Genomic DNA, 23,741 nt, shown 5'->3' on the forward strand with positions numbered 1-23,741 from the left:
TATTTAATATCTTTCGATATTGAATTGACTGTGCTGCAATAAATAAATTTATTGCTGTTGGTCACTCAGTTTCAATTGAGACTCTAAATTTGTTTGCGTTACTACCTAAGTAGCTTCGCTGTTAGAACTCAATCTGTACGAGTGCCCACACAGATGATTGCTTTATATTGTTAAAGAACGTTTGAGTTGCCTTGGCGACTCAAGGGAAGCGAATTTTACGCTTTCCTATTTTTTTGTCAACACTTAATTTTAAACTTTATTAAAAATCTAAACTCAAGTTTTACTCGACTTACTAAGTGACTTACTTGGCTCGCTATGCGTTGCCTGCTCTGCCGTCTCAGTGGGGTCGCATTATAGGGCGCCGCGAATTTTACGCAAGCGTTTTTTAATAGAAACATAAAAAAAAGCGAACTTCGCACAAAAAACGCACTAAGACACATAAAACATGTAGTTTACTGAATAAAAAACAGACAAACTTTTCTCGAGAGGATCTTAAGTATTACTTAGGTTTTGTATTTAGCAAGTTTTTAGTATAAAAAAACACCACAGTGGCGTGGTGCTTTTATTGTCTGCTACAAAACTTCCTTAATATAGTATGCTGTAGAGCTTTCTACGATATTTTGCGGCTAAGCTATCGCCATCAGGTAAAGACGCTATTACATCTAAAAAAGTAGGCTTTGCTTGAGCAAAATTTAAATCTTTTTTCAAAATGTTAAAAAGTAGCTCTAACGCTTCTTCTTTACGACCAGCCTGATTTAATGCGTCAGCAAGCTCGGCTTTAATTTCTAAATCATTCGGGTATTTTTCAACCTGAACTTGCAATGCTTTTATTTCTGGTGATTCTTGTGCTAAAAGAGCCTGCTCGCATTTTGCTTGAATATTTGTAAAGTAAGCATCACGCTCATTTTCTGCTACAGATGCCAGTAGTGCTTGCGCATCATCAAGCTTATGTATTTGTATACAGATATCTGCCAACACCAATTTAATTCGTGCATTGGTAGTGTCTAATTCGTAAGCTTGCTTTGCATAATTGAAGGCACTATTAAGATCTTGTGCTATTAAAGCCTGTTTAGCTTGCTCTAGCAGTAATTCGTGTTGTGCTGGTAAATGCTTAGCTAACACATCGCGTATTTGTTGCTCAGACTGTGCCCCCGCTAACATATCAACTGGCGCAGAATCTTTCAAAAACACAAGAGTTGGCAGTGTTTGCAAACCAATTTGTTGTGCTAATTGCGCAGCTAATTGCTGTTCAATATCACAATCTAACGTTGCAACGAGTAAATGCTCACCGTATTGGCCGACAATTTTTTCTAAAATGGCTGCTTGCGATTGACACTCAGGGCTCTGTGCAGAGTAAAAGCTAAGTAGTACCAGTTTTTGCTGTGAAGTTTCACCTAGTACTTGTTGCAGGTTTTGCGGATTAACATTGACCATATTATTCATTACGATTGATTGCCATATCAGACTATTTAGGGTTTTATATGGTGGCAGATATAATAATTACAAGCCCCGCTCACAAGCCATAAATCAAAAAGGTCTTTTATGAAATTTCACAAACTTTACGCCGCCCTACTTTTTATAAGTCCACTGGTCAGCGCCACGACGTTAGATCTCAAGCTAGATAAAACCATGCCTGCAATTGAAAAGTTTTACTTAGATTTACACCAGTCCCCCGAACTTTCTTACCACGAGCAACAAACAGGACAGAAAATAGCAAAACAACTCAAACAACTTGATTTTAAAGTCACTGACAATGTTGGTGGGTTTGGCGTAGTCGGAATTTATAAAAATGGTGATGGTCCAACAATTATGATCCGCACTGATACCGATGGTTTACCTATTATTGAGCAAACTGGCAAACCATATGCGTCTAAGGTCACTGTTACTAATGAGCATGGTGCGACTGTTGGTGTAATGCATGGCTGTGGCCACGATATTCATATGAGTTCATTCATTGGTACTGCTCAGCAGTTAGTGAAGCATAAAGATGCATGGCAAGGTACTTTAATGATGGTAGCACAACCTGCAGAAGAAGTGGGGGGTGGCGCAAAAGCAATGCTCAAAGAGGGGTTATTCTCTAAATTCCCCACTCCTGATCATGTTATTGCTCTGCATGTCAGTGCCAGCGTACCTGCAGGGAAAGTCAGTATGAAAAACGAGTACACCATGGCAAGTGTCGATTCTGTTGATATTACAGTCAAAGGAAAAGGCGGTCATGGTGCTTATCCACACACTACGATTGATCCTGTGGTCATTGCATCACGCATTGTATTAGCACTACAAACCATCACTAGCCGTGAGCTTTCACCGTTAGAGCCATCAGTAATAACTGTTGGCTCTATCCATGGTGGCTCTAAACATAATGTCATTTCTGATGAAGTGAAATTACAACTTACTCTACGCAGTTATAACCCCGAAGTGCGTTTACAACAAATTGCAGCAATCAAACGTATTTCACAAGGGATTGCATTAAGCGCTGGCTTAGAAGAATCGCTTATGCCAGAAGTGTTTGTGCATGAAGATGAATCAATTCCCTCAACTTATAATAACCCTGCACAAACAAATATTGTTCGTAGTGCAATTAGTGCTGCAATTGGTGCTAGTAATGTACTAGAAACAGAAGCGGTAATGGCTGGGGAAGATTTTGGCTTGTATGGTCGAACTGACAAAAATATTCCCATCACCTTATTTTGGTTAGGTGGAGTTGAACAAGCTCAATACGCTGCGGCACAAAAATCAGGGACCACTTTACCATCATTGCATTCAAGTAAATTTGCACCTGATTATAAAGTAGCACTGCCAACAGGAATAAAAGCGATGAGTAATGCTGCCGTTGCGTTATTTAATCAGTAAATCCGCTAAGCCGATTTTGACTTGGCTTTTCTTTTAAAACGTCGCTTTGGCGGCGTTTTTGGTAAGTGCGCAAATACATTACTATCACAATTTTTGGCTAACTCAACAAACCCAGCTAAATCTGCCAATAAGGGATTTAAAAATTGCTGATAACTCATCTGCTGCTCTGCAATACTTCCCAAAGATGCTTCCCATTTTGCAGTTAAATCTGGACTGGCTAAACCATCAGGTAACGCAGTGATCAATGCTTTACCTGTATCAGTTGCTAAAATAAGTTTACCTTGGCGCTTTAAAAACTGTCTTTTAAATAGCAGCTCTAAAATCCCCGCTCTAGTGGCTTCGGTTCCTAAACCATCAGTTTCTTTTAATATTTTTTTGATTTCTGGATCTTTAACATAACGGCTAATGCCAGTCATCGCGCCAAGCAGTGTCGCGTCATTAAAATGGGCCGGTGGCGTGGTCATTTTATCGATAACTTCGCCCCGCCCACAATGTAACTTTTGCCCTTTGCTTAATGGCGGTAATGTCTGCTCATCTTTTAATGTGGTTTTTCCCATTAATGCTTTAAAGCCTAAACTGACATCTTGTTTTGCGTTGGCTTTAAAAACCCCACCATTAATTGTTATTTCCGCTTTTGTTTCATTGTAAATGTAATCTGGATAAAATTGGATCAGATAATGACGGCTGATCAATCCATACACTTTACTTTCCTCAGCATTCAAACTTACTGATTTCAACTGCTTAGCTGTCGGGATAATTGCGTGATGCGCCGCAACTTTAGCATCGTTAAAGCACTTACTGCGTTTGCCACTATCCGCACCTTGGCAATGCGCCTCACTTTGACCACCATTAATAGCAATAGCCTTTAATATACTCGCAGCTTCTTGGTGATGATCTTTGGGTAAATAACGATTATCTGAACGAGGATAAGTAATGAGTTTATGGCGTTCATATAAATTTTGGCAAATATCCAAGACTTTTTGTGCGGGCATAGAAAATGCTTTTGCAGCGTCAATTTGTAGTGCTGATAAATTATAGGGTAATGGGGCTTGTTGTTTTTTCTGTTTTTGCTCAAGCGCCGTCACTTCACCGGGTTGCTCAGTGATACGTGATGCAACATTTTCAGCAAGACCGCGATGCAGCACTCGCCCCTCTTCATCTTGATAAGGTTCACACGCTTTGCTTGGTTGCCACTTTGCAGTAAATGGCTCTTTATTTTCGGTGCTTAAATGGGCTAATACTTCATAAAAAGGTTTCGCGACAAAATTAGCAATTTCGTTATCACGCTGAACCACCAACCCTAATATTGGTGTTTGTACTCGCCCAACAGAAAGCACGTTGCCAAACCCTGCTTTTTGCCCAGCTAAGGTATAAGCACGCGTTAGATTCATGCCAAACAACCAATCAGCACGAGAGCGTGCCAGTGCAGAAACACTTAGAGGAATAAAATCACGATTGGTACGCATACTCGCTAATGCTTTTTTTACCGCACTGACGTTTAAATCACTGATCAATAACCGTTGAATACTGTGTTTTTTGGCCTGTGATAATTTTACTTGTTCAATGACTTCATCTACAAGCAATTGGCCTTCTCTATCCGGATCGCCAGCGTGAACAAGCTGTTCGGCTTGTTTGATTAACTTTTTAAGTACTGTAAGCTGTTTACGAGTTTTTGACTTTGCTTTTAACTGCCATTGCTGTGGCACTATAGGTAAATCATCAAAGCGCCATTTTTTATATTGCTCATTATAATCGTCAGGTTCGGCTTGCTCTAGCAGATGGCCAATACACCAAGAAACGCAATCACCATTGGCTACTTCAATATAGCCATCATGCTTTTTATGCGGCTTTGGGAGGGCATCGGCAATCGCACGACCAAGGGATGGTTTTTCAGCAATGTATAATTTCATAGCAAGCCACAACAACTGTTTATATAAACAGTAGTCTAGCACACATAAATTTACTGGGAAATATTAACCTTGTTTGACGTTTCCGATTTACGGGATAATAAGTAAATCAATGGTAGATAACACACCACCACTGTTGCAGTATTAATGATAGGTAGCAGTGTTTTATACATCATCGTGCTGTAGGAGAGATCCCACAAGTGACGATCAACCAAACGAAATAATTGTAATAAGGGTGCAGCTATAACTACAAGTTGGCCAATGACACTTTGCCAAAGGTACACCTTATCTTTAATTCCTAAGTAGGCAATCAAAGCCATCCACGCTAGATCGTTAAATGCCCAAACTACGTAACGCCAAATATAAGGGTCATCAAATTCTCTTAGGCTTGAATAAATCACGGCCCCATACGAAAAGAAAAAAGCTGTAATCAAGACGAATCGAAATGCCAGCCAATCCTTACGTAAATAAAATACAAAAATAGCTGGTAGTAAAAATAACACCCAGCTATATTCAAGCATAAAAATTACATTGTTCACCCAATTAGGCATTGGCGTTACTTAACATTCTTCTCTTCTTCATCGCCACCAGAACCATTGCCCGGCATATAGCTATATATATCAACCTTTTTCATACGTCACTCCGTTACACTTGTTAAAAAGTCACTTTAAGCTAAATTAGGTACTTTGCCAAGCATCATTGACGAACATCTATTGGATCAGATTCTTTTGCCTTCCCTTGCATGATTGATATTTCTACACGGCGATTACGACGTCTATCTGCGTCAGTTTCATTAGGAACTAATGGCCGTGTTTCTGCATGGCCAACTACAACCATACGAGTTTTATCAAAGCCTTGTGCTTTTTGCATTTCGCTTGCTACCGCAACAGCTCGTTTTGATGATAAGTCCCAGTTATTGGTATACAGCTCATTAGATACTTGAAAGTCATCAGTATGGCCCGAGACCGTAATTTCACCTGGTACATCTTTTAACAGCGTGGCTATATCACGAATAATAGGTTTGAATTTAGGCTGTAAAAAGGCACTGCCAGAAGGAAATGAACCATTTTCGCGAATACGAATAATAATTTGCTGACCTAACGATTCCAGTTCAATCGCCCCATCCATTATTTGCTGTTCTAATTGCTGCGCTATTTTTTTCACCAGCTCATTAACTTGCTCTTGATCGGCTGCAGCAATTGATTGCTCAGAGGCTTGTTGTTGCGCAGTACTTTGCGACTCACCACCGCGCTTGTTACCACGTTGTTCTTGACGCCCACCCGCGGAGCTTTCATCACCCGCCTGAAATTCTAACATTTGCTGGGTCATTTCCACAGTTTGCTGTTGAATGGTTTCTATCGGAGTAGGTTCAGGTTTACCTGGGGTGAATTCCATGGCAATCACCGATGTCCCTTTGGGGATATCTTTTACTTCTATTTTATTTTGCACACCAAAAGCAAACTTCATCGAGCCCGCGATTTGTTTAAATTTCAGCACATCCATTTCTGAAAACGCGAGCAAAAGCACAAAAAAGCACATCAACAATGACATTAAATCCGCAAACGTCCCCATCCAAGCAGGAAGTCCTGGTGGTGGGCACTTGCACTCTTGCTCAGACATGCTTACTCCTCAGTATCGACTTTTCTTTTTGATTCAGCGAGGTAGTTTTTCAAAATGCCTTCGATAACTTTTGGATTCTGACCATCTTGAATACCTAACACAGCATCTAAAATCAAACGCTGGTTCATTGCTTCTTCGTCTTTACGTAGCTCTAATTTAACTTGAATTGGTATCGCCACTACGTTGGCTAAAAATGCACCATACAGGGTTGTTAAAAGTGCGACCGCCATTGCCGGGCCAATTGCTTTAGGGTCATCCATATTAGATAGCATTGCCACCAAACCTATAAGTGTACCAATCATGCCCATAGCAGGGGCAATATCGGCAAGCGCTTTAAATAAGCCCGCTCCCGATTCATGGCGAGTAGAAGTCAGTGCAATATCTTTTTGTAGTGTCGCTCTAACCACATCAGCATCATGACCATCGACAAGCATATCGACGCCCTTACGCATAAATGCATTTGGTATTTCAGCTTCTTCGAGTGCTAAAAACCCTCCTTTACGTGCTGAATCAGCAAGCTCAACGGCTTTTTCGATAAGCTCTTCGGGAGATTCGATTTTAAACATAAACGCTTTGGCAGCAACTTTACCAATGCCAAAAAACTGGCTCATTGTATAATTTGATAACACGATAAAAATCGAGCCACCAAATACAATCACTACAGACGGAGTATTGTAGAACATCGCCACTTCGCCGCTGCTACTCAAAAACATGGACATGACAATCAAGCCAATAGCGCCGAGAATACCTATAATGGTTGCTAAATCCACTTACCCCTCCAAAGGAACTCATGCTTTACTGCCCGCGACAGTAAATTTTTATTATTAACTGCTTATCGGCAATGTATTGAATTACTTAAACCATTTACTGAAAAAAATGAAATGAAAACGTTTAGCTCTATTTGGCATTTTAATCTACCACGCTTAACCTGCAAGGTTTAAATCTGAGTAAAAGCATTTAATCAGTGACAAGAATATAGTTTATTATTCAAAAAAAACGCATCAGCCTTTGACCTAGTTTAGCATTCCCCCTAAAATTGGCCTCACATTTCTATCATCTAAGTTGAATCCACTATGGCGACTAAAAAACCAGAGAACCTAAGCTTTGAGCAAGCGCTTGAAGAATTATCCTTAATCGTCACAGAAATGGAGCAAGGTGAGCTTTCGCTTGAACAATCATTAAAACAATTTGAACGCGGTATTGCTTTGGCTGGCGCATCATCTAGCAAGTTGCAACAAGCAGAACAAAAAGTCGCTATTTTGATGGGTAATGATAGTCAGTCACCGCTTACTAACTTTGATAATGATTTGGAATAACGAGTGTTAATAACAGAGCAAATAAAATGCGCTCAACGTGATGTTGAAGCCACTCTCAATCGGTATTTTGAGCAACCATTGGATACAGAGGATAGTATCAAACAGGCAACTCATTATAGTGTTTTAAATGGCGGTAAACGGCTACGACCATTTTTAGTATACGCCACAGGCAGAATGCTTGGTGCAAAGCATCAGGATTTAGATGTGTTAGCCGCCGCCATAGAATGCATTCATAGTTACTCGTTAGTCCATGATGACTTGCCTGCAATGGATGATGATGATTTACGCCGCGGTCGCCCTACTTGCCATATTGTGTATGGTGAAGCCCAGGCAATTTTAGCAGGAGATGCTCTGCAAACACTGGCATTTGATTTAATAGCCAATCATGTATTTGATGTTCCCGCTCAGCAGCAACTAAAAATGATTGCAACACTTGCCAAAGCATCGGGCATTGAAGGTATGGTTGGTGGTCAAGCATTGGATATTGTCGCAACAAACAAAGCGGTGAGTCTTGCTGAACTTGAGCGAATTCATCAACTAAAAACAGGGGCTTTGCTAAACTGCGCAATCACCTTAGGGGCACTGTGTGCAAAAGGGATTGAGCAAAAAACATTAATACAATTAAAACAGTTTGGTGATGCAATTGGACTGGCTTTTCAGGTACAAGACGATATCCTAGACATCGAAGGCGACACCCAAGTACTAGGAAAACCACAAGGCTCCGATGTTGCTGCCAATAAAGCAACCTACCCTGCACTACTTGGGCTAGCTGGTGCAAAACAAAAAGCTCAACTTTTACTTGAGCAAGCACTGCGTGCTTTAGCTGACATTGACGCAGATACCACAGAGCTTGAGCATTTAGCAAAATATATTGTTGAGCGAGAGTATTAAGCTAGATTCAGCATTTATTAGCAAATAATGATGTACAAAATAACTAAAAAACCAGAGTAACATTGCGTTATAATGATGCCTGGTTAGCGAAGGATGTATTAAAAATCATGACACTTGATAGTAGCAAGTATCCATTATTAGGTTTGGTTGACGAACCAGCCCAACTGCGTGATTTAGCGCAACAAAAATTACCTGCATTTAGCAATGAGCTGCGTGATTATTTACTTAACTCAGTGTCGCAAAGCAGTGGTCACCTTGCATCAGGCCTAGGTACTGTGGAGCTAACGGTTGCATTACACTATGTGTACAATACTCCTGAAGACCGTTTGGTATGGGATGTAGGTCATCAAGCTTACCCGCATAAAATCTTAACGGGTCGTCGCGATCAAATGCATACTATTCGCCAAAAAGATGGCTTACACCCTTTTCCATTTCGTGAAGAAAGCCAATACGATACCTTTAGCGTGGGCCACTCAAGCACTTCAATTTCTGCGGCTTTAGGCATGTCTATTGCTGCGCAAAAAGAAGGCAAAGGTCGTAAAACAGTCGCCGTCATTGGCGATGGTGCAATCACCGCAGGCATGGCATTTGAAGCAATGAATCACTTAGGTGATGTAAAGTCGGATATGTTAATCATTTTAAATGATAACGAAATGTCGATTTCAGAAAATGTGGGAGCACTCACAAACCACTTTGCACGCATTTTATCAGGCAGTTTTTATACAAACATTCGTGAAGGCAGTAAAAAGCTACTCTCAGGTGTACCACCTGTAAAGCAATTAGCGAGTCGTATGGAAGAACATTTAAAAGGTATGGTTATTCCAGGCACTTTTTTTGAAGAGCTGGGCTTAAACTATATCGGTCCTATCGACGGTCACGATGTAAATATGTTGGTAGATACATTACGTAATATGCGTAATTTAAAAGGCCCACAGCTACTTCACATCAAAACGCAAAAAGGAAAAGGCTATAAACCTGCTGAAGCCGACCCTATTGGTTATCATGGTGTACCAAAGTTCGACCCTGCTATTTCAAGCTTACCAAAATCAACACCTGGCGCAGCCACCTTCTCTAAAGTATTTGGCGACTGGCTATGTGATATGGCAAGCCAAGATAGCAAATTGATGGCCATCACCCCTGCAATGCGTGAAGGCTCTGGAATGGTGCGTTTTTCGAAAGAATATCCTAAGCAGTACTTTGATGTTGCTATTGCTGAGCAACATGCGGTTACCTTAGCGGCTGGTTTTGCGTGTGAAGGCTTAAAACCCGTTGTTGCTATTTATTCTAGCTTTTTGCAACGCGCCTATGATCAGCTTATACATGATGTAGCACTGCAAAACTTACCAGTACTATTTGCCATTGACCGTGCTGGTATTGTGGGTGCCGATGGCGAGACCCACCAAGGTGCATACGATTTAAGTTTTATGCGCTGTATTCCAAACATGATCATCATGGCGCCAAGTGATACCAATGAATGCCGGCAAATGCTTTACACCGGTTATCGTTGTAACAGCCCTGTCGCTGTGCGCTACCCTCGTGGTAGTGCTGGTACCACCGAAATAAGCGAGCAAATGACTGAGCTTGAGATCGGTAAAGGCCGTGTAATTAAACAAGGTGCTAAAATCGCGATTTTATCTTTTGGTACTTTACTTGAAAATGCTCAATTAGCAGCAAAAGAGCTCAACGCCAGTCTCGTCGATATGCGTTTTGTTAAGCCACTAGATAGCGCATTAATCGACAGTTTATTAGCTGATCATGAGGTGCTTGTAACACTTGAAGATAATGCCATAGTTGGCGGTGCAGGCTCTGCTGTGAATGAATATTTAGCCGCAATAAAAGCAAATGTCAGCATCCTAAATTTAGGGATTCCCGATGAATTCATCAAGCATGGCACACAAGAGCAAATGCACGATGAAATGGGCTTAGGTTCACAAGGCATACTCAACAGTATAACTAGTTTTATTACTGACTAAGCGATATAACGAGTAAATCTCTCGAGAAAGTCTGGTTAAATAATAAAAAGGAGCATGGCTCCTTTTTTATTATAAAAATCATAACATTAAAAAAAATTCAAGTTATTTCCATTTTTTTGCATCCAATTATTTCTCTGCCACGTTTATTCACTGAGGTTAACTCGTGAGCAAAGCGTTCACGCTTTTATATAATACCAATCGACTTAAATATTTAGCCTTTCTAGCGTGCTAAATAAAGCGCTAACGGCGTTATAAATTTTTCATGTGGAACAACTACACATTAAAATTTATGCCTTGTTATCACTCTATTTATCCGTCGCTATAAATGACTAATAACTTAACACGATTGATATAAGCTGTTCTAAGCAAAACTCTTTGTATGTTCACATTTGATGGAATATTTAAGAAGGTACAAACTATGAAAACGTTTAAATCAGAGGCAACAACTCAGTCTATCCACACTCAATCAATGGCAGGTAAACTCTGCTTATCGGCACTTACTTTAGCAATTGTGTTTAGTTTAACTGGCTGTGATGGTGACGACGGCAACGATGGTGTAGCAGGAGCTCAGGGTATAGCTGGAGTTGCAGGCACTAACGGAACAAATGGTACCGACGGCACAAATGGCAGTGACGGTACTGATGGGGCTGATGGCACCACAGGTTTTGCAGCGGCAACCTTTATCCTCGCTAATAATGGTACCGATAACGCAGGTACAGTAGACCTAATAGACCAAAATGCTGCGAAATTAAAAACATTTAATAGTGGTGCGAATGAAGGTGTTGCCTTTGATGGCTTAGGTAATTTAATACAAGCCAGTGACTCTGGTAATGGTGCTATTAGCACAGTTTGCCAAGTTTTGAGTCGTGCAGACGGCACAATGTTTGACAGCAACCGTGACCGCACTATTACGGGTAGTACTACTACCTTAGTCAACCCTAAAGGTATTCATGTATCGACTAAACGTGGACTTATTTTTGTCGCTGACTTTAATGCCATGCAGATCACTGTTTTTGGCGCTACCGCAGCGGGTGATGCAACACCTTTAGCAAGCACAGTCACAGACGCAAAACCGTGGGATGTTACTTATGATGATGTAAACGATCGTTTATATGTGGCGCTAACCAATGGTGATGTGGGTGTATACGACAATTATGTTGATGGTGGCTTTGTCGCAATGCCTACACGTACTATCACCCCAAGTAATGAAGCCGGTGAGAAAATATCAGTCAACATTCATGGTATTGCTTATGATGCTCACACCAATAAATTAGTGCTTTCTGATGTCGGTAGTGCCAGTGATGCAACCGATGGCGCTTTGTTTGTGATCAATAATGCCTCTCTTGCAGATGGTAATATCAGCGTTGCACGTAGCATTGCAGGCCCAGCAAGTATGCTTGGTAACCCTGTTGATATAAGCTTAACAGGCAGCGACCTGCGCGTCGCTGAGAAATCAAATGACGCGGTACTGGTATTTAGTAATATCTTTTCCGGCGCTAGCGGCGATATCAGTCCAGATAGCGTTACTGCGACTATTAAGCCAGAATCAATAACAGAAACAGTTATGCACAATGACATGGCGGACGTGTCGGATAGCTATATAGCTAATATGCCATTAATGGCTGTTGCCGTCAGCAGCAACCCTGGCACTGCCGGCCCTACAACTGGGCAAATATCACGTTTAAATGCGCCACTTACCAGTGAGTTAGGCAATTTTAATGCAAACCAAACAATTGAAAGCGTTACTTTTGATAAAGCAGGTAATAGTTATGCGACCTTTGATAACAGCACCACCTCTACCGGTGGAATTGTCATTGCAAATAAAGTCGCCATGCATCGTGATGGTGAGGTATTTACGCTCAGTCAAGATTCAATTATTAGTGGTTCAAATACAGGCCTAATCTCTCCTAAAGGTTTAGATGTAGCATCAGACAGTGGGTTAGTTTTTGTTGCTGAAAATAACGCCGCCACCCCCGGAATTTTAGTATTCTCTACTTGTACCACTGGTGATGCAAGCCCACTAATCACACTGACACCAAGTAACAGCGCACGCCCTTGGGATGTCGATTACGATGTTGTCACGGACCGAGCATTTGTTGCATTAACCAATGGTACTATTGCCGTATTCGATGAAGTAAAAAGAAAACTTATGGCAGGTATGAGTGTAATTACAGGGGAAGATCGCTTGATCACACCCGCAACCGCTGGCACAGCATTCCCTGCTCCAACGAATATTCATGGGATAGATTATGATCCACTCAGTGATTCGTTAATCGTATCGGATGTAGGCAGTGCAGCAGACGCCACTGATGGCAAGCTATTTGTATTAAATAATGCTGGTACTAGCTCTGGATTGAGCAATGTCAGTGTCAATATCGCAGGCCCGGCGACTATGCTTGGTAACCCTGTCGATATTATGTTTACAGGCAACCACCTTTATGTGGCCGAGAAATCAAATAGTTTAGTCATGCGCTTTGATAATATTTTAAATAGCCCAGGTGGTGATGTTGCTGCTAACTTAAGCTACTCATTCACAGCCCCTGAGTCAGTCGCTATTTTACCCGCTTGGTTAAACCACTAACCCATCAAGGGCAGCAACTTAACTGCCTTTAGTTGGCCTCCCAATGCCTTAACGTTATACGTTAGGGCATTTTTATTACTCTGTATTTTAACTAGCGCATCCATACTTTGATATCAGCTAACCCGTTGGCCTGCAAAACGCTCAACTGCTGCTCAATATTATTGGTTTGTTCAAATTCAAAGGCATCTAACTGCTCATCAAAAGTGATGTTTGCAACGCCATCGCCACCACGTTTTTTTACTTGATGCAGTGCAATATCCGCTAAGTTAACGGATGTTTCCCAACCAATTACTTGGCCACCAAGTAATGGCAATGGGTAAAATGAGAAGCCAATGGATGCTGTTAAGCTAATAGTGTCGCCACTAGGAAGCCTAAAGGAATGTTCTGCAATTACTTTACAAAGCTCTGCAACATAACTATCGATGGCGCTGCGTTTAAAGTCACGCAATAGCAGTAAAAACTCATCACCACTCCAACGCGCTACATAATCTGAACCCTGAGTTCGCGAGTTGAGTAAAGCAGCCATCTGCTGTAAGCAACTGTCGCCACCTAATGGGCCATGCGCGTCATTAATGCGGCTAAAATTATCAAAATTAATGATCAACAGCACTAAGGATTTTCCCTGCGCCTGCAGTGATTGCGAATTACGCTGGAAGTGCTCTATATCTTTTGGTAGCTGATCAAATAAGAATCGCCGACTTCTAAGCCCTGTTAACTCGTCAGAATGACTCATCAGCTTCAACTGTGAATTAACCTGATTAAGCTTATCATTTGCTTGGCGTAACTCACCGGTGCGTTCTGTGATCAGACTTTCAAGTGCCATTTGTTTACGGCGCTCTTGTCTTCTAAACGCCCAGAACACCAGGTAAAATAACAAAATAAAGCTACCAGTGATCAGCAACCTAAAATAAATTGTTTCATCAAACCGCCTTGGCACCACAAATGAATACTCTGTACGCTGTGCCTTTTGCCACCCTTCACCTTGGCGTTTAGCCTCAAGTTGAAATAAAAATGCCCCTGGTGGTAAGTTTGTATAAATCGCTTCACGACGGGTATTGGCATAACGCCAATCACTATCAAGGCCAGTTAAACGATAACGGAATTCAATACTGGTGGGAGCATAATAATCTATTGCCGTGTATTTTAAAGTGATATCACGCTCATCAGTTTCTAACTGAGGATTGCGCCCTAATGCCGCAGTGGCAAGCTTGCGTAACCCTGTATTTAAATTCTCAACTTTTGGTTGTAATGGTTTAATACCAAATAGTTCAATGTCCTTAGGAATTTCAACCACACCTTGCAAGCTTGGATACCAAATCGAATTACCCGACTCAGCCACCGCATCATGGCCAAGGCCGGTACAACATTGGCTTGCTTTACCATCAAGTTGACGATCGTATGATGAAATCACTTGCTCTACTTTTAGGCTTTCAATATCACCGCTAAATTGCTCAACAGGCATACGGTAAACGCCCTTCATGGTACTCACCCAAATGCGCTTAAGCTTCTCATCATAGCGTAAACTAAAAATAGAGCCATAAGGCAAGCCATTGGTTGCATCTAATTGACGCCAATGTCCTTGTCCACTGCGATAAAACAAACCATCATTTAATGAGCCGATCAAGATTCCGACCCCATCGATATTGAGAATACTGGTAACATAAGCGCTCTCAAGACTGGTTTGATCGCCAATTTTTTCAATCCCACGATCAGTAAAGTAATAAGCACCTTTACTGGTACCTATAAGGCCAAAATTAGCCTCATCAACAACATAGGTAATAAACTTACTGCCTAAAAAAGCGTTATATGCAAACGGTGTTAAACCACCGTAACTGAGTCGATACATTCCTCGCCCAGTACCAAGCCAAAAGCCGCCTTTACTAGAGCGGCTAATTGCAAACACCGGATTATCTCTTAAGGCACGTCCAGGGACTGCGAACAAGGTATTGTTTTCATAAAAATATACACCTCGACCAGTGGCGATATATAAGCGCGATCCATCAAACTGTAAATCATGCACAGCTGCACGACCATATTGATTACTGGGAATTTGATTAATGAAGTTTTTATCGAGGTCAAAATAACCTACTCCACTGCGATTTGCCACCCATAAACGCCCATCAGGGGCTTGGCTGATAGCCATTACCGCTTCGGTCATTTGCGATATTGCAGAGTGACGTTCAATACGCCCTTCATGGGCAAGCCATAAGCCTTCACTAAAACTGGCAAGCCAAATATTATTATCATTATCGCGAAATAAATCGGCAAACCAAATACTTTGGTCAAGTTGGCTGGGCTCAACCCATTGCCAATCACCTGAGTTATCACGAAATAATAATCGCCCATAGGTCGAAATCCATAAAGCGCCGTCAGAGTCGCTCATAAACTTATAAACCGCGGAGTTATTAGCATTCGGCAGTGGGAAAGGTCTTAATTCATCATCTAAATCTAAAAAGTAGGCACCGAGCTCTGAAGCCAAATATAAATTACCTTCAAGCCAAGCTAAATCATGGATTATGGTTTGCGCTAAGCGCTCTGGGAGCGATATTTTTGCAGTTAACTCTAAACGCAACTTAGCAAAATCAGAAGACGAGTTTGTCAAGCGTAGTAAGTAACGCTCGTTTACCAGCCAAATACCTTCTGGCGATAATGCCAACTGACTCACCGTACCAGCAATTTGTTTTACAGAACTGGCTGTTACTACAGGCGTGTAAGAGTCATATTTGCTATTGAGGTTGATTTGATTGCGAGACACAAAATATAAACCATTGGCTGCGATCCATAAGCTGCCTTTAGCGTCTTCTATAATATCGCGCACAGGGCCTTTTACAGCAAATTCTTGCGCCGCCATTGTGCTTGGATCAATAACGACAAGGCCATCTTTGGTCCCAATCCATAAATAGCCTTCACTATCGACCAGTAATTTATTGATACCATTACTGGGCAAAAAATGGCTATTTAAAGTGTTGTAGTTAGTGAATGTATTACCGTCAAAGCGACTGAGACCAAATTGAGTGCCTAACCACATATAGCCTTGCCCATCTTGCACCACACTTTTCAGTGATTGCGAAGGTAAGCCGTTTTGCATATTCCATTGCTTTACAACATAGTCAGTAATTGACGCCTTACTTGGCATACTGCATAACAGCACAATAATAACCAATAAAAACCGCATCATAACGTCAACACCTCGTTGCAAAACTAAGGTTAAAAGGGCAAATAACCCATTTTAAACAATGCCTGAACACAAATTAAAGAAAATATACCCGCTAAAACATCATCAGCCATAATACCTAAGCCGCCGTGTAAGCGTTTATCGAGTATTCTGATCGGCCCAGGTTTAACGATATCAAAAAAGCGAAACAGGACAAAACCAACTAATAAAGATTGCCAGCTGATCGCGGCACCTATCATGGTAATGTAAAAGCCGGCCACTTCGTCCCACACAATTGCAGGATGATCATGCACCCCAAGATCATCAGCGGTTTTTCCACACGCCCAAAGACCAAAAACACTGATCACCACTGCAAACACTATTTGTAACCACAGTGGAAAATACATAGTAGTAAAAATAAACGGCAGTGCTGCAAATGTACCAAATGTACCTGGTGCTTTAGGTGCCAGCCCTAAACCAAAGCCCAAACCAAAGAATTGGTGAGGGCGTTTTAAATTAAATAACGCGGGTTTATTCAAACCGACTCCTTGGTGAAGTGCTCAAAACCAGTATGTTCATATGCTAGCTTTTCGCCATCAAGCATTAGCTCAATTTGCCCTTCACCACTTTTTATTTGACCAATACAGGCGGCATCAACCCCATATTGCTGTAATTTCACTTCCAACATGCTTTTATTACTATCAGGCACAGTAAAAAGTAACTCATAGTCATCCCCATAATTGAGAATAAAAGGCAGTTGCTGATTTTTATCTAAAGTAGCACGCATTGCATCTGAGGTTGGTATTTTATTAACATCAATACACGCACTTACTTGAGACATTGCCAGTACATGCCCTAAGTCTGCAACCAGTCCATCAGAGATATCAATAGCCGCCGATGCTAAGCCACGTAATACTTGTCCTGCTGCAACACGCGGTGTTGGATAATCAAAGCGCTGATTCATATAACTTAAATACTCGGGAGCGACTTTGATCCCTTGTTTACGCGCCTCAATAGCAAGGCCAGCATCACCTAGTGGCCCTGTAACATAAACCCAATCACCTACTTTAGCGCCACTTCGACGCAGGGCTTTACCTTCAGGCACGGTACCTTTTGCGCAAATAGTGATTGTTAACGGTCCTTGTGTGGTATCACCACCGATAATTTGCACGTTAAAGTATTCAGCAATTTCGTGCATACCTTCGGTGAACTCTTCAAGCCACTCAACGTCAATGCTAGGTAAGGTTAATGCCACTGAAACCCATGTAGGTTCAGCCCCCATTGCGGCTAAATCACTTAAATTTACCGCTAATGCACGGTGTCCTAAAGCACGTGGTGCAATGTCATCGAAAAAGTGTACGCCTGCGACTAGTGTGTCCGTGGTGACGGCTAGTTGACAATTCTCAGGCACAGTAACCAAAGCACAGTCATCACCAATCCCTAAATTAACATCACGGCGACTAATACCGCGACCTTTAAAGTAGCGATTAATTAATTCAAATTCCTTCATACACAAAAAAGCCGGCCTATGCCGGCTCTCCTTTTACGGTGCACATTACTTACGTAACTGCTTTACCGCTTTATCAAGTACACCGTTAACAAATTTATGGCTATCTTCAGCGCCAAAAATCTTAGCAAGTTCAATACCTTCATTGATAGCCACTTTATATGGTACATCTTCACGGAATTTCAGCTCATAGCTGCTTAAACGTAAAATTGCTTTTTCAACCATATCTAACTCATCAAATGGACGCGTTAAATGTGGCGATACAGCTTCATCTAGTTGCTTATGATTTACCGCAACACCACGCGAAAGATCTTTAAAGTATTCAACATCAATTTTAGTCACATCGTTTTCGATCAACATTTGTTGTTCAATATCGGCAATTGCATTGCCGCTAAGTTGCCAAGAATAAACGGCTTGAAGTGCTAAGATACGTGCTTTACGTCTTGCTGCTGGTTTCACAAAAATTCCTTAAACTTAAATTTTATCTAACACATTAACCATTTCAAGTGCACCTAAAGCAGCTTCACCGCCTTTGTTGCCCATTTTAGTGCCCGCGCGTTCAATCGCTTGCTCAATGCTTTCTGTGGTTAATACGCCAAATGCAACTGGGATATCATACTCAAGCGACACTTGCGCTAAGCCTTTATTAGACTCGCCTGCGACAAGATCAAAGTGTGGTGTTCCACCTCGGATCACAACGCCTAGAGCAATAATTGCATCATACTCTTTTTTTGCTGCAACGCGTTTCGCTGCTAAAGGTAATTCAACGGCGCCCGGTACATAAACTACCGTTATATCATCATCTGATACACCACCAGTACGTTTCAATTCATCAACAGCACCAGCTAAAAGGCTGCTACCAATAAAGTCATTAAAGCGAGAAATTACGATAGCGAATTTCTTACCCGGAGCGTATTTATTACCTTCAATAATTTTCATTCGATAACCCTAAAAAATAAGTTCAAGCGGTTGCGATTGCGCAAAAATTGCTGCGTATCATACCATATAAATAAAATAATAGCCTAGTTTAAGCGTCGTGCTTATTGTGGTTCAACGTAGTCAACCACTTCCAGATGAAAGCCTGATAGTGCATGGTACTTTTTAGGTAGACTCATTAAGCGCATTTTTTCGATGCCCAAGTCAGCCAAAATTTGTGAACCTACACCAACAGTGCGTGATGTTCCTTGGAACTTACGATGCGCCACTGTTTCACCAGCATCTTCCGCAGCAAAGGCTTTAACTGTCGCTTCTAATTCATCTGTACACTCTTGTTTACCAAGGATCACTAACACCCCTTGGTGTTTTGCGATATAAGCCATCGCATCTGATAAACCCCAGCTTCTATCGGCGCTGCGATCAGATAATAAAATGTCATTAAAGGTGCTTTGTAAATGTACGCGAACTAAGGTTGGTTCATTGGCTTTCACTTCGCCATTGAGCAATGCGTAATGCAATTGACCATCAATAGTGTCTTTATAAGTCACTAAATCAAACTCACCGTGCACAGTTGGCAATTTACACTTTGCCACTTGTTCAATCGTCGTTTCATTCATATTGCGGTATTCAATAAGGTCGGCAATAGTACCAATTTTGATATTATGCTGCTCGGCGAATACTTCTAAATCTGGACGGCGTGCCATAGTGCCATCGGCATTTAGGATTTCAACAATCACCGATGAAGGCTCTAAACCTGCTAAACGCGCTAAATCACAACCGGCTTCAGTATGCCCCGCACGAGTTAACACGCCACCTGGCTGTGCCATAATAGGAAAAATATGCCCTGGCTGTACGATATCACTTGGCACTGCACCTTTCGCAATGGCCGCTTGTACTGTACGTGCACGATCAGCAGCTGAAATACCTGTGGTCACCCCTTTAGAGGCTTCAATCGACATAGTAAAGTTAGTGGAAAATGCCGCACCATTATTTTTCACCATTAGTGGTAAATCGAGTTGTTCACAACGCTCTTGCGTCATGGTTAAGCAGATCAAACCACGGCCGTGAGTTGCCATAAAATTGATTGCTTCAGCACTGATATGTTCAGCGGCAATAATTAAATCACCTTCATTCTCTCTGTCTTCATCGTCCATCAATATAACCATTTTACCGGCTTTAATGTCATCAATAATTTCTTGTGCGCTGTGTAAATTCATAATCTGCTCGTGTAAGTTGTGGAGTTTATCAGGACTTAATAAAACCGGCTTGGGCGAGTAAGCTCATTGAAATATCAGAACTTGCTGGTTGCTCCGCCCCTTTGATCAAGCGCTCTAAATAGCGGGCAATTTGATCAACTTCGAGGTTCACTTGCGTGCCTACTTTAAAATCAGCAATCGTTGTTTGTTCGCTAGTATGCGGCACGATAGTCAATTTAAATTTATTATCTTCTACTGCATTAACCGTAAGGCTTATACCATCAATACAAACCGAGCCTTTGTAAGGTATGTATTTCATTAGTTGGGGATCGGTATTTAACCAGTACTCAGTCGCACGTGCATTGGCCGTAATAGCTGTAATGGTGGCAATTCCATCAACGTGCCCAGACACTAGATGCCCCCCCAGTCGCGACACCGGTTGCATCGCTTTTTCAAGGTTTACTTTTTGCCCTTGTTTATAATGGGCAAAGCCAGTTAACCCTATCGTTTCATTCGATAAGTCAGCGCTAAAGCCGTCGCTGTGCTTTGCCACTACGGTCAAGCACACACCATTTGTTGCAATGCTGTCACCTAAATTGACATCCGACATATCAAGGTTATTACTTTGAATGCGAATAGCTAAGTCGCCTTGTTTTTGCTGTAATTCGCTGATCGTGCCAGTCGCTTCGATGATCCCAGTAAACATAGTCGTTACTCTTTAAATAATTTGGTTAAGGCAATGCAACTCAACGCGGTATTGCAGTTATACGAATATCATTACCAATCAATACACATTCATTAATTGTTAAATCGACCGCGTTTTGCATAGAGGTTAGTTCGGCAAAGTTTAGTAAGCTTTTAGCGTCATTTCCTAACAGTTTCGGTGCTAGATAGATAATATATTCATCAATTAAATGACATTCAGCCATTTTACCCGCTAAGGTTGCCCCTGCTTCTAACCAAATATGGTTAAATTGTTGCTCTTGCGCCAATTGTCGTAAAGCGATCTTTAAATCAACTTTACATTCTTTTTCAGGCACCACAATATGGCTTACGTAATGCGGCCATTGTACTGATTTATCAAGCTCAGTGGTGATAATTATTATCTCGCTTGCAATGCTAAATAAGGCTAAATCTGGCGTTAAACGATTTTGTGAATCGATAATGATACGCACAGGCTGACGAACCGGCAATTGAGTGGGTAATGGCTCAGGCAGCTCATCAACCCGCACATTAAGCTTTGCATCATCCATTAGGACGGTGTCTGCACCCGTTAAAATAGCGCAACTTTGGGCACGCTGTAATTGCACATCTTGGCGAGCAGGACTGCCCGTGATCCACTTGCTTTGGCCGTTTTTAAGGGCTGTTTTACCATCAAGACTTGCCGCCATTTTGCAGGTGATAAACGGCATCCCCTGTTCCATGCGTTTTAAAAAGCCACGGTTTAACAAGCGAGCTTCTGACTCTAACAAGCCAGATGCAACCTCAATGCCTGCATCAGCTAAAATGGCTAAACCTTTACCTGCCACTTGCGGATTAGGATCCACCATAGCGGCAATTACTTTTACCACACCTGCTGCTTTTAAACCTTCGGCACAAGGTGGTGTGCGGCCATAGTGGCTGCATGGCTCTAAGGTAACATAAGCAGTGGCACCTGTAGCTCGTGTACCTGCCATCAAAAGTGCATTTACTTCGGCGTGACCTTGGCCGGCAACTTGGTGAAAGCCTTCACCTACAATAGTTCCGTTTTTTACCAACACGCAACCTACATTAGGGTTGGGTGTTGTGGTAAAGCGCCCTTGCTTGGCAAGCGCGATCGCACGTGCCATATAAATATGATCTTGCTCAGTGAAATGTGATAGGGGCATTTTATTCTCCCAAGCGGGCGATCTCTTCACCAAATTCTCGGATATCTTCAAATGAGCGATATACGGAGGCAAACCTTACATAAGCAACTTTATCAAGCTTCTTCAGTGCTTCCATTATACATTCACCAATTAAGTGACTTGATATTTCTCGCTCGCCGGTGGCACGTAGTTGCGATTTTATAATGTTAACTACTTCATCTACTTGCTCTGTACTAACGGGGCGTTTTTCTAATGCGCGATGTAGACCATTAAGGAGTTTATCTTCATTAAACGGTTCACGGCTGCCATCTTGTTTGATCACTCTTGGCATTACCAACTCTGCCCCTTCAAAGGTAGTAAAGCGTTCATGGCATTCATTGCATTCACGACGACGTCTTACTTGGTGACCACCGCCAACAAGGCGCGAGTCAATCACTTTGGTATCTTTTGCGGTGCAAAATGGACAATGCATAAGTATTAGCTTCCGTTAAAAAACAAAAAAGGCCGCTTTTAAGCGGCCTTTATAATAGCAAAAAACAACGCTATTGTGATCTAAATTACTGCTAGCTTAACAATTAAGCGTAAACTGGTAATTTTTTACAGATTGCTTTAACTTTCTCTTTTACTTGTGCTTGCACAGACTCATCATTGATGTTGTCTAGTACATCACAGATCCAGCCAGCAAGCTCTTTTGATTCAGCTTCTTTAAAACCACGACGTGTGATTGCAGGAGAACCAATACGCAGACCTGACGTTACAAATGGTGAACGCGGATCATTAGGTACAGAGTTTTTATTTACTGTAATGTTTGCATTACCTAGTGCGGCGTCAGCGTCTTTACCAGTGATATCTTTATCGATTAAATCAAGTAAGAACAAGTGGTTTTCTGTTTTGTCAGAAACGATTTTGTAGCCGCGCTCTTGCATAACTGCAACCATAGCTTGCGCATTTTTAACAACTTGCGTTTGATATTCTTTAAACTCAGGTTGTAGTGCTTCTTTAAATGCTACTGCTTTTGCAGCAATGATGTGACATAAAGGACCACCTTGGCCACCTGGGAATACAGCGCTATTTAGCTTTTTGTAGATAGCTTCATCGCCACACGCAGAGATGATTAGACCGCCACGAGGACCCGCTAAAGTTTTGTGCGTAGTCGTGGTAACAACGTGCGCATGTGGTACTGGACTTGGGTAAACACCCGCAGCAATAAGACCTGCAACGTGAGCCATATCAACAAATAGGTAAGCACCTACTTTATCAGCGATTTCACGGAATTTAGCCCAATCAACAATACCTGAGTATGCAGAGAAACCACCGATAATCATTTTTGGCTTGTGCTCAAGCGCAAGCGCTTCAACTTGTGCGTAATCAATTTCGCCAGTCGCTTCATCTAATCCATATTGGATTGCATTGTAAAGCTTACCAGAGAAGCTTACATGTGAACCGTGCGTTAAGTGACCGCCATGCGCTAAGCTCATGCCAAGTACCGTATCACCTGCTTCTAATAATGCTAAGAATACAGCTGCATTAGCTTGTGAACCTGCATGAGGCTGTACGTTTGCATATTCAGAGCCAAATAGCTCATTAGCGCGGTCAATAGCAAGTTGCTCAACAACATCAACGTGCTCACAACCACCGTAGTAACGCTTGCCTGGGTAGCCTTCAGCATATTTGTTCGTTAACTGAGAACCCTGCGCTTCAAGTACGCGTGGGCTACAGTAGTTTTCAGATGCAATTAGCTCAATGTGTTCTTCTTGACGAGCAGTCTCTTTGTTGATTGCGTCAAATAACTCTGGATCAAAATCCGAAATATTCATGCTACGTTCTAACATGGGGGCTCCTAGGGCAACGTGTATGGTATTTTTTAAAGGCTGAATTATACGCTGAAAACGTCAATTTGCCTATGGTGTTAAGATGAACATATTTAAACAGGGATTGAATTTAATTCACAGTGTTTTTG

The 23,741-nt window shown here is 41.8% G+C and carries 20 protein-coding genes; 5 read left to right on the forward strand and 15 right to left on the reverse strand.

Annotated elements, in window-relative coordinates:
• Positions 1 to 585: 585 nt before the first annotated feature.
• The gene (locus PHAL_RS0108985) at positions 586 to 1,443 is read right to left on the reverse strand and encodes a tetratricopeptide repeat protein (RefSeq protein ID WP_016708064.1); all 858 of its coding nucleotides are present in this window, start codon (positions 1,441 to 1,443) and stop codon (positions 586 to 588) included.
• Between the two features lie 99 nt (positions 1,444 to 1,542).
• Here PHAL_RS0108985 and PHAL_RS0108990 point away from each other — a divergent pair, with 99 nt between their 5' ends.
• Positions 1,543 to 2,853: a M20 metallopeptidase family protein gene (locus tag PHAL_RS0108990; RefSeq protein ID WP_016708065.1), complete on the forward strand. Its 1,311-nt coding sequence runs from the start codon at positions 1,543 to 1,545 to the stop codon at positions 2,851 to 2,853.
• Positions 2,854 to 2,858: 5 nt separating this feature from the next.
• Here the strand turns inward: PHAL_RS0108990 and PHAL_RS0108995 are convergent, their stop codons facing one another.
• From PHAL_RS0108995 to pomA, 4 genes are all read right to left on the reverse strand, one after another.
• A complete protein-coding gene (locus tag PHAL_RS0108995; protein WP_016708066.1) occupies positions 2,859 to 4,763 on the reverse strand; it encodes a DNA topoisomerase III in 1,905 nt (634 codons plus the stop codon).
• Positions 4,764 to 4,813: 50 nt separating this feature from the next.
• Entirely contained in the window at positions 4,814 to 5,311 is a 498-nt protein-coding gene (locus PHAL_RS0109000; protein ID WP_016708067.1) for a hypothetical protein, read from the reverse strand.
• 145 nt (positions 5,312 to 5,456) lie between these two features.
• Positions 5,457 to 6,380, reverse strand: a complete 924-nt coding sequence (locus PHAL_RS0109005; protein WP_016708068.1) for a flagellar motor protein MotB — start codon at positions 6,378 to 6,380, stop codon at positions 5,457 to 5,459.
• 2 nt (positions 6,381 to 6,382) lie between these two features.
• The gene (pomA, locus tag PHAL_RS0109010; RefSeq protein WP_016708069.1) at positions 6,383 to 7,150 is read right to left on the reverse strand and encodes a flagellar motor protein PomA; all 768 of its coding nucleotides are present in this window, start codon (positions 7,148 to 7,150) and stop codon (positions 6,383 to 6,385) included.
• 303 nt (positions 7,151 to 7,453) lie between these two features.
• Between pomA and PHAL_RS0109015 the strand changes: the two genes are divergently transcribed.
• From PHAL_RS0109015 to PHAL_RS0109030, 4 genes are all read left to right on the forward strand, one after another.
• Positions 7,454 to 7,696: an exodeoxyribonuclease VII small subunit gene (locus tag PHAL_RS0109015; RefSeq protein WP_016708070.1), complete on the forward strand. Its 243-nt coding sequence runs from the start codon at positions 7,454 to 7,456 to the stop codon at positions 7,694 to 7,696.
• A 3-nt stretch (positions 7,697 to 7,699) separates the two neighbouring features.
• Positions 7,700 to 8,587 carry a (2E,6E)-farnesyl diphosphate synthase gene (gene ispA / locus PHAL_RS0109020; protein WP_016708071.1) on the forward strand — a complete coding sequence of 296 codons (888 nt, stop codon included), beginning with the start codon at positions 7,700 to 7,702 and terminating at the stop codon, positions 8,585 to 8,587.
• Between the two features lie 107 nt (positions 8,588 to 8,694).
• Positions 8,695 to 10,560 carry a 1-deoxy-D-xylulose-5-phosphate synthase gene (gene dxs, locus PHAL_RS0109025; RefSeq protein ID WP_016708072.1) on the forward strand — a complete coding sequence of 622 codons (1,866 nt, stop codon included), beginning with the start codon at positions 8,695 to 8,697 and terminating at the stop codon, positions 10,558 to 10,560.
• Positions 10,561 to 10,978: 418 nt separating this feature from the next.
• Positions 10,979 to 13,141, forward strand: coding sequence for a YncE family protein (locus PHAL_RS0109030; RefSeq protein WP_016708073.1), 2,163 nt, complete (start codon positions 10,979 to 10,981; stop codon positions 13,139 to 13,141).
• Positions 13,142 to 13,232: 91 nt separating this feature from the next.
• Here the strand turns inward: PHAL_RS0109030 and PHAL_RS0109040 are convergent, their stop codons facing one another.
• The 10 genes from PHAL_RS0109040 to glyA form a co-directional block, all read right to left on the reverse strand.
• Positions 13,233 to 16,319: a ligand-binding sensor domain-containing diguanylate cyclase gene (locus tag PHAL_RS0109040; protein WP_016708075.1), complete on the reverse strand. Its 3,087-nt coding sequence runs from the start codon at positions 16,317 to 16,319 to the stop codon at positions 13,233 to 13,235.
• A 29-nt stretch (positions 16,320 to 16,348) separates the two neighbouring features.
• A complete protein-coding gene (locus PHAL_RS0109045; protein ID WP_016708076.1) occupies positions 16,349 to 16,834 on the reverse strand; it encodes a phosphatidylglycerophosphatase A family protein in 486 nt (161 codons plus the stop codon).
• Entirely contained in the window at positions 16,831 to 17,805 is a 975-nt protein-coding gene (gene thiL, locus PHAL_RS0109050) for a thiamine-phosphate kinase (protein WP_029216092.1), read from the reverse strand. The genes PHAL_RS0109045 and thiL overlap by 4 nt, the downstream gene beginning before the upstream one ends.
• Positions 17,806 to 17,850: 45 nt before the next feature.
• Positions 17,851 to 18,261, reverse strand: a complete 411-nt coding sequence (gene nusB / locus PHAL_RS0109055; protein ID WP_016708078.1) for a transcription antitermination factor NusB — start codon at positions 18,259 to 18,261, stop codon at positions 17,851 to 17,853.
• Positions 18,262 to 18,276: 15 nt separating this feature from the next.
• A complete protein-coding gene (gene ribH, locus PHAL_RS0109060) occupies positions 18,277 to 18,741 on the reverse strand; it encodes a 6,7-dimethyl-8-ribityllumazine synthase (RefSeq protein WP_016708079.1) in 465 nt (154 codons plus the stop codon).
• Between the two features lie 101 nt (positions 18,742 to 18,842).
• Positions 18,843 to 19,955: a bifunctional 3,4-dihydroxy-2-butanone-4-phosphate synthase/GTP cyclohydrolase II gene (ribBA, locus tag PHAL_RS0109065; protein WP_016708080.1), complete on the reverse strand. Its 1,113-nt coding sequence runs from the start codon at positions 19,953 to 19,955 to the stop codon at positions 18,843 to 18,845.
• Between the two features lie 28 nt (positions 19,956 to 19,983).
• A complete protein-coding gene (locus tag PHAL_RS0109070) occupies positions 19,984 to 20,640 on the reverse strand; it encodes a riboflavin synthase (RefSeq protein WP_016708081.1) in 657 nt (218 codons plus the stop codon).
• A gap of 40 nt (positions 20,641 to 20,680) precedes the next feature.
• Positions 20,681 to 21,802 (reverse strand): bifunctional diaminohydroxyphosphoribosylaminopyrimidine deaminase/5-amino-6-(5-phosphoribosylamino)uracil reductase RibD, encoded by a 1,122-nt coding sequence (gene ribD / locus PHAL_RS0109075; protein WP_016708082.1) that lies wholly within the window; start codon positions 21,800 to 21,802, stop codon positions 20,681 to 20,683.
• A 1-nt stretch (position 21,803) separates the two neighbouring features.
• A complete protein-coding gene (gene nrdR, locus PHAL_RS0109080) occupies positions 21,804 to 22,253 on the reverse strand; it encodes a transcriptional regulator NrdR (protein ID WP_016708083.1) in 450 nt (149 codons plus the stop codon).
• Positions 22,254 to 22,356: 103 nt separating this feature from the next.
• Positions 22,357 to 23,613 (reverse strand): serine hydroxymethyltransferase, encoded by a 1,257-nt coding sequence (gene glyA / locus PHAL_RS0109085; RefSeq protein WP_016708084.1) that lies wholly within the window; start codon positions 23,611 to 23,613, stop codon positions 22,357 to 22,359.
• Positions 23,614 to 23,741: the final 128 nt, after the last annotated feature.

The sequence above is a fragment of the Pseudoalteromonas haloplanktis ATCC 14393 genome, assembly GCF_000238355.1.
In the GTDB taxonomy this organism is placed as follows: Bacteria; Pseudomonadota; Gammaproteobacteria; order Enterobacterales; family Alteromonadaceae; genus Pseudoalteromonas; species Pseudoalteromonas haloplanktis.

What these genes read in the sequence shown, in the direction of transcription:
- nrdR (WP_016708083.1), bottom strand. Translation starts at nt 22,253, where the DNA reads ATGCATTGTCCATTTTGCACCGCAAAAGATACCAAAGTGATTGACTCG.
- PHAL_RS0108990 (WP_016708065.1), top strand. Translation starts at nt 1,543, where the DNA reads ATGAAATTTCACAAACTTTACGCCGCCCTACTTTTTATAAGTCCACTG.
- ribBA (WP_016708080.1), bottom strand. Translation starts at nt 19,955, where the DNA reads ATGAATTTACACAGCGCACAAGAAATTATTGATGACATTAAAGCCGGT.
- PHAL_RS0109015 (WP_016708070.1), top strand. Translation starts at nt 7,454, where the DNA reads ATGGCGACTAAAAAACCAGAGAACCTAAGCTTTGAGCAAGCGCTTGAA.
- ribD (WP_016708082.1), bottom strand. Translation starts at nt 21,802, where the DNA reads ATGCCCCTATCACATTTCACTGAGCAAGATCATATTTATATGGCACGT.
- glyA (WP_016708084.1), bottom strand. Translation starts at nt 23,613, where the DNA reads ATGTTAGAACGTAGCATGAATATTTCGGATTTTGATCCAGAGTTATTT.
- PHAL_RS0109000 (WP_016708067.1), bottom strand. Translation starts at nt 5,311, where the DNA reads ATGCCTAATTGGGTGAACAATGTAATTTTTATGCTTGAATATAGCTGG.
- ribH (WP_016708079.1), bottom strand. Translation starts at nt 18,741, where the DNA reads ATGAAAATTATTGAAGGTAATAAATACGCTCCGGGTAAGAAATTCGCT.
- PHAL_RS0108995 (WP_016708066.1), bottom strand. Translation starts at nt 4,763, where the DNA reads ATGAAATTATACATTGCTGAAAAACCATCCCTTGGTCGTGCGATTGCC.
- PHAL_RS0109030 (WP_016708073.1), top strand. Translation starts at nt 10,979, where the DNA reads ATGAAAACGTTTAAATCAGAGGCAACAACTCAGTCTATCCACACTCAA.
- PHAL_RS0109040 (WP_016708075.1), bottom strand. Translation starts at nt 16,319, where the DNA reads ATGATGCGGTTTTTATTGGTTATTATTGTGCTGTTATGCAGTATGCCA.
- PHAL_RS0109005 (WP_016708068.1), bottom strand. Translation starts at nt 6,380, where the DNA reads ATGTCTGAGCAAGAGTGCAAGTGCCCACCACCAGGACTTCCTGCTTGG.
- thiL (WP_029216092.1), bottom strand. Translation starts at nt 17,805, where the DNA reads ATGAAGGAATTTGAATTAATTAATCGCTACTTTAAAGGTCGCGGTATT.
- PHAL_RS0108985 (WP_016708064.1), bottom strand. Translation starts at nt 1,443, where the DNA reads ATGAATAATATGGTCAATGTTAATCCGCAAAACCTGCAACAAGTACTA.
- dxs (WP_016708072.1), top strand. Translation starts at nt 8,695, where the DNA reads ATGACACTTGATAGTAGCAAGTATCCATTATTAGGTTTGGTTGACGAA.
- PHAL_RS0109070 (WP_016708081.1), bottom strand. Translation starts at nt 20,640, where the DNA reads ATGTTTACTGGGATCATCGAAGCGACTGGCACGATCAGCGAATTACAG.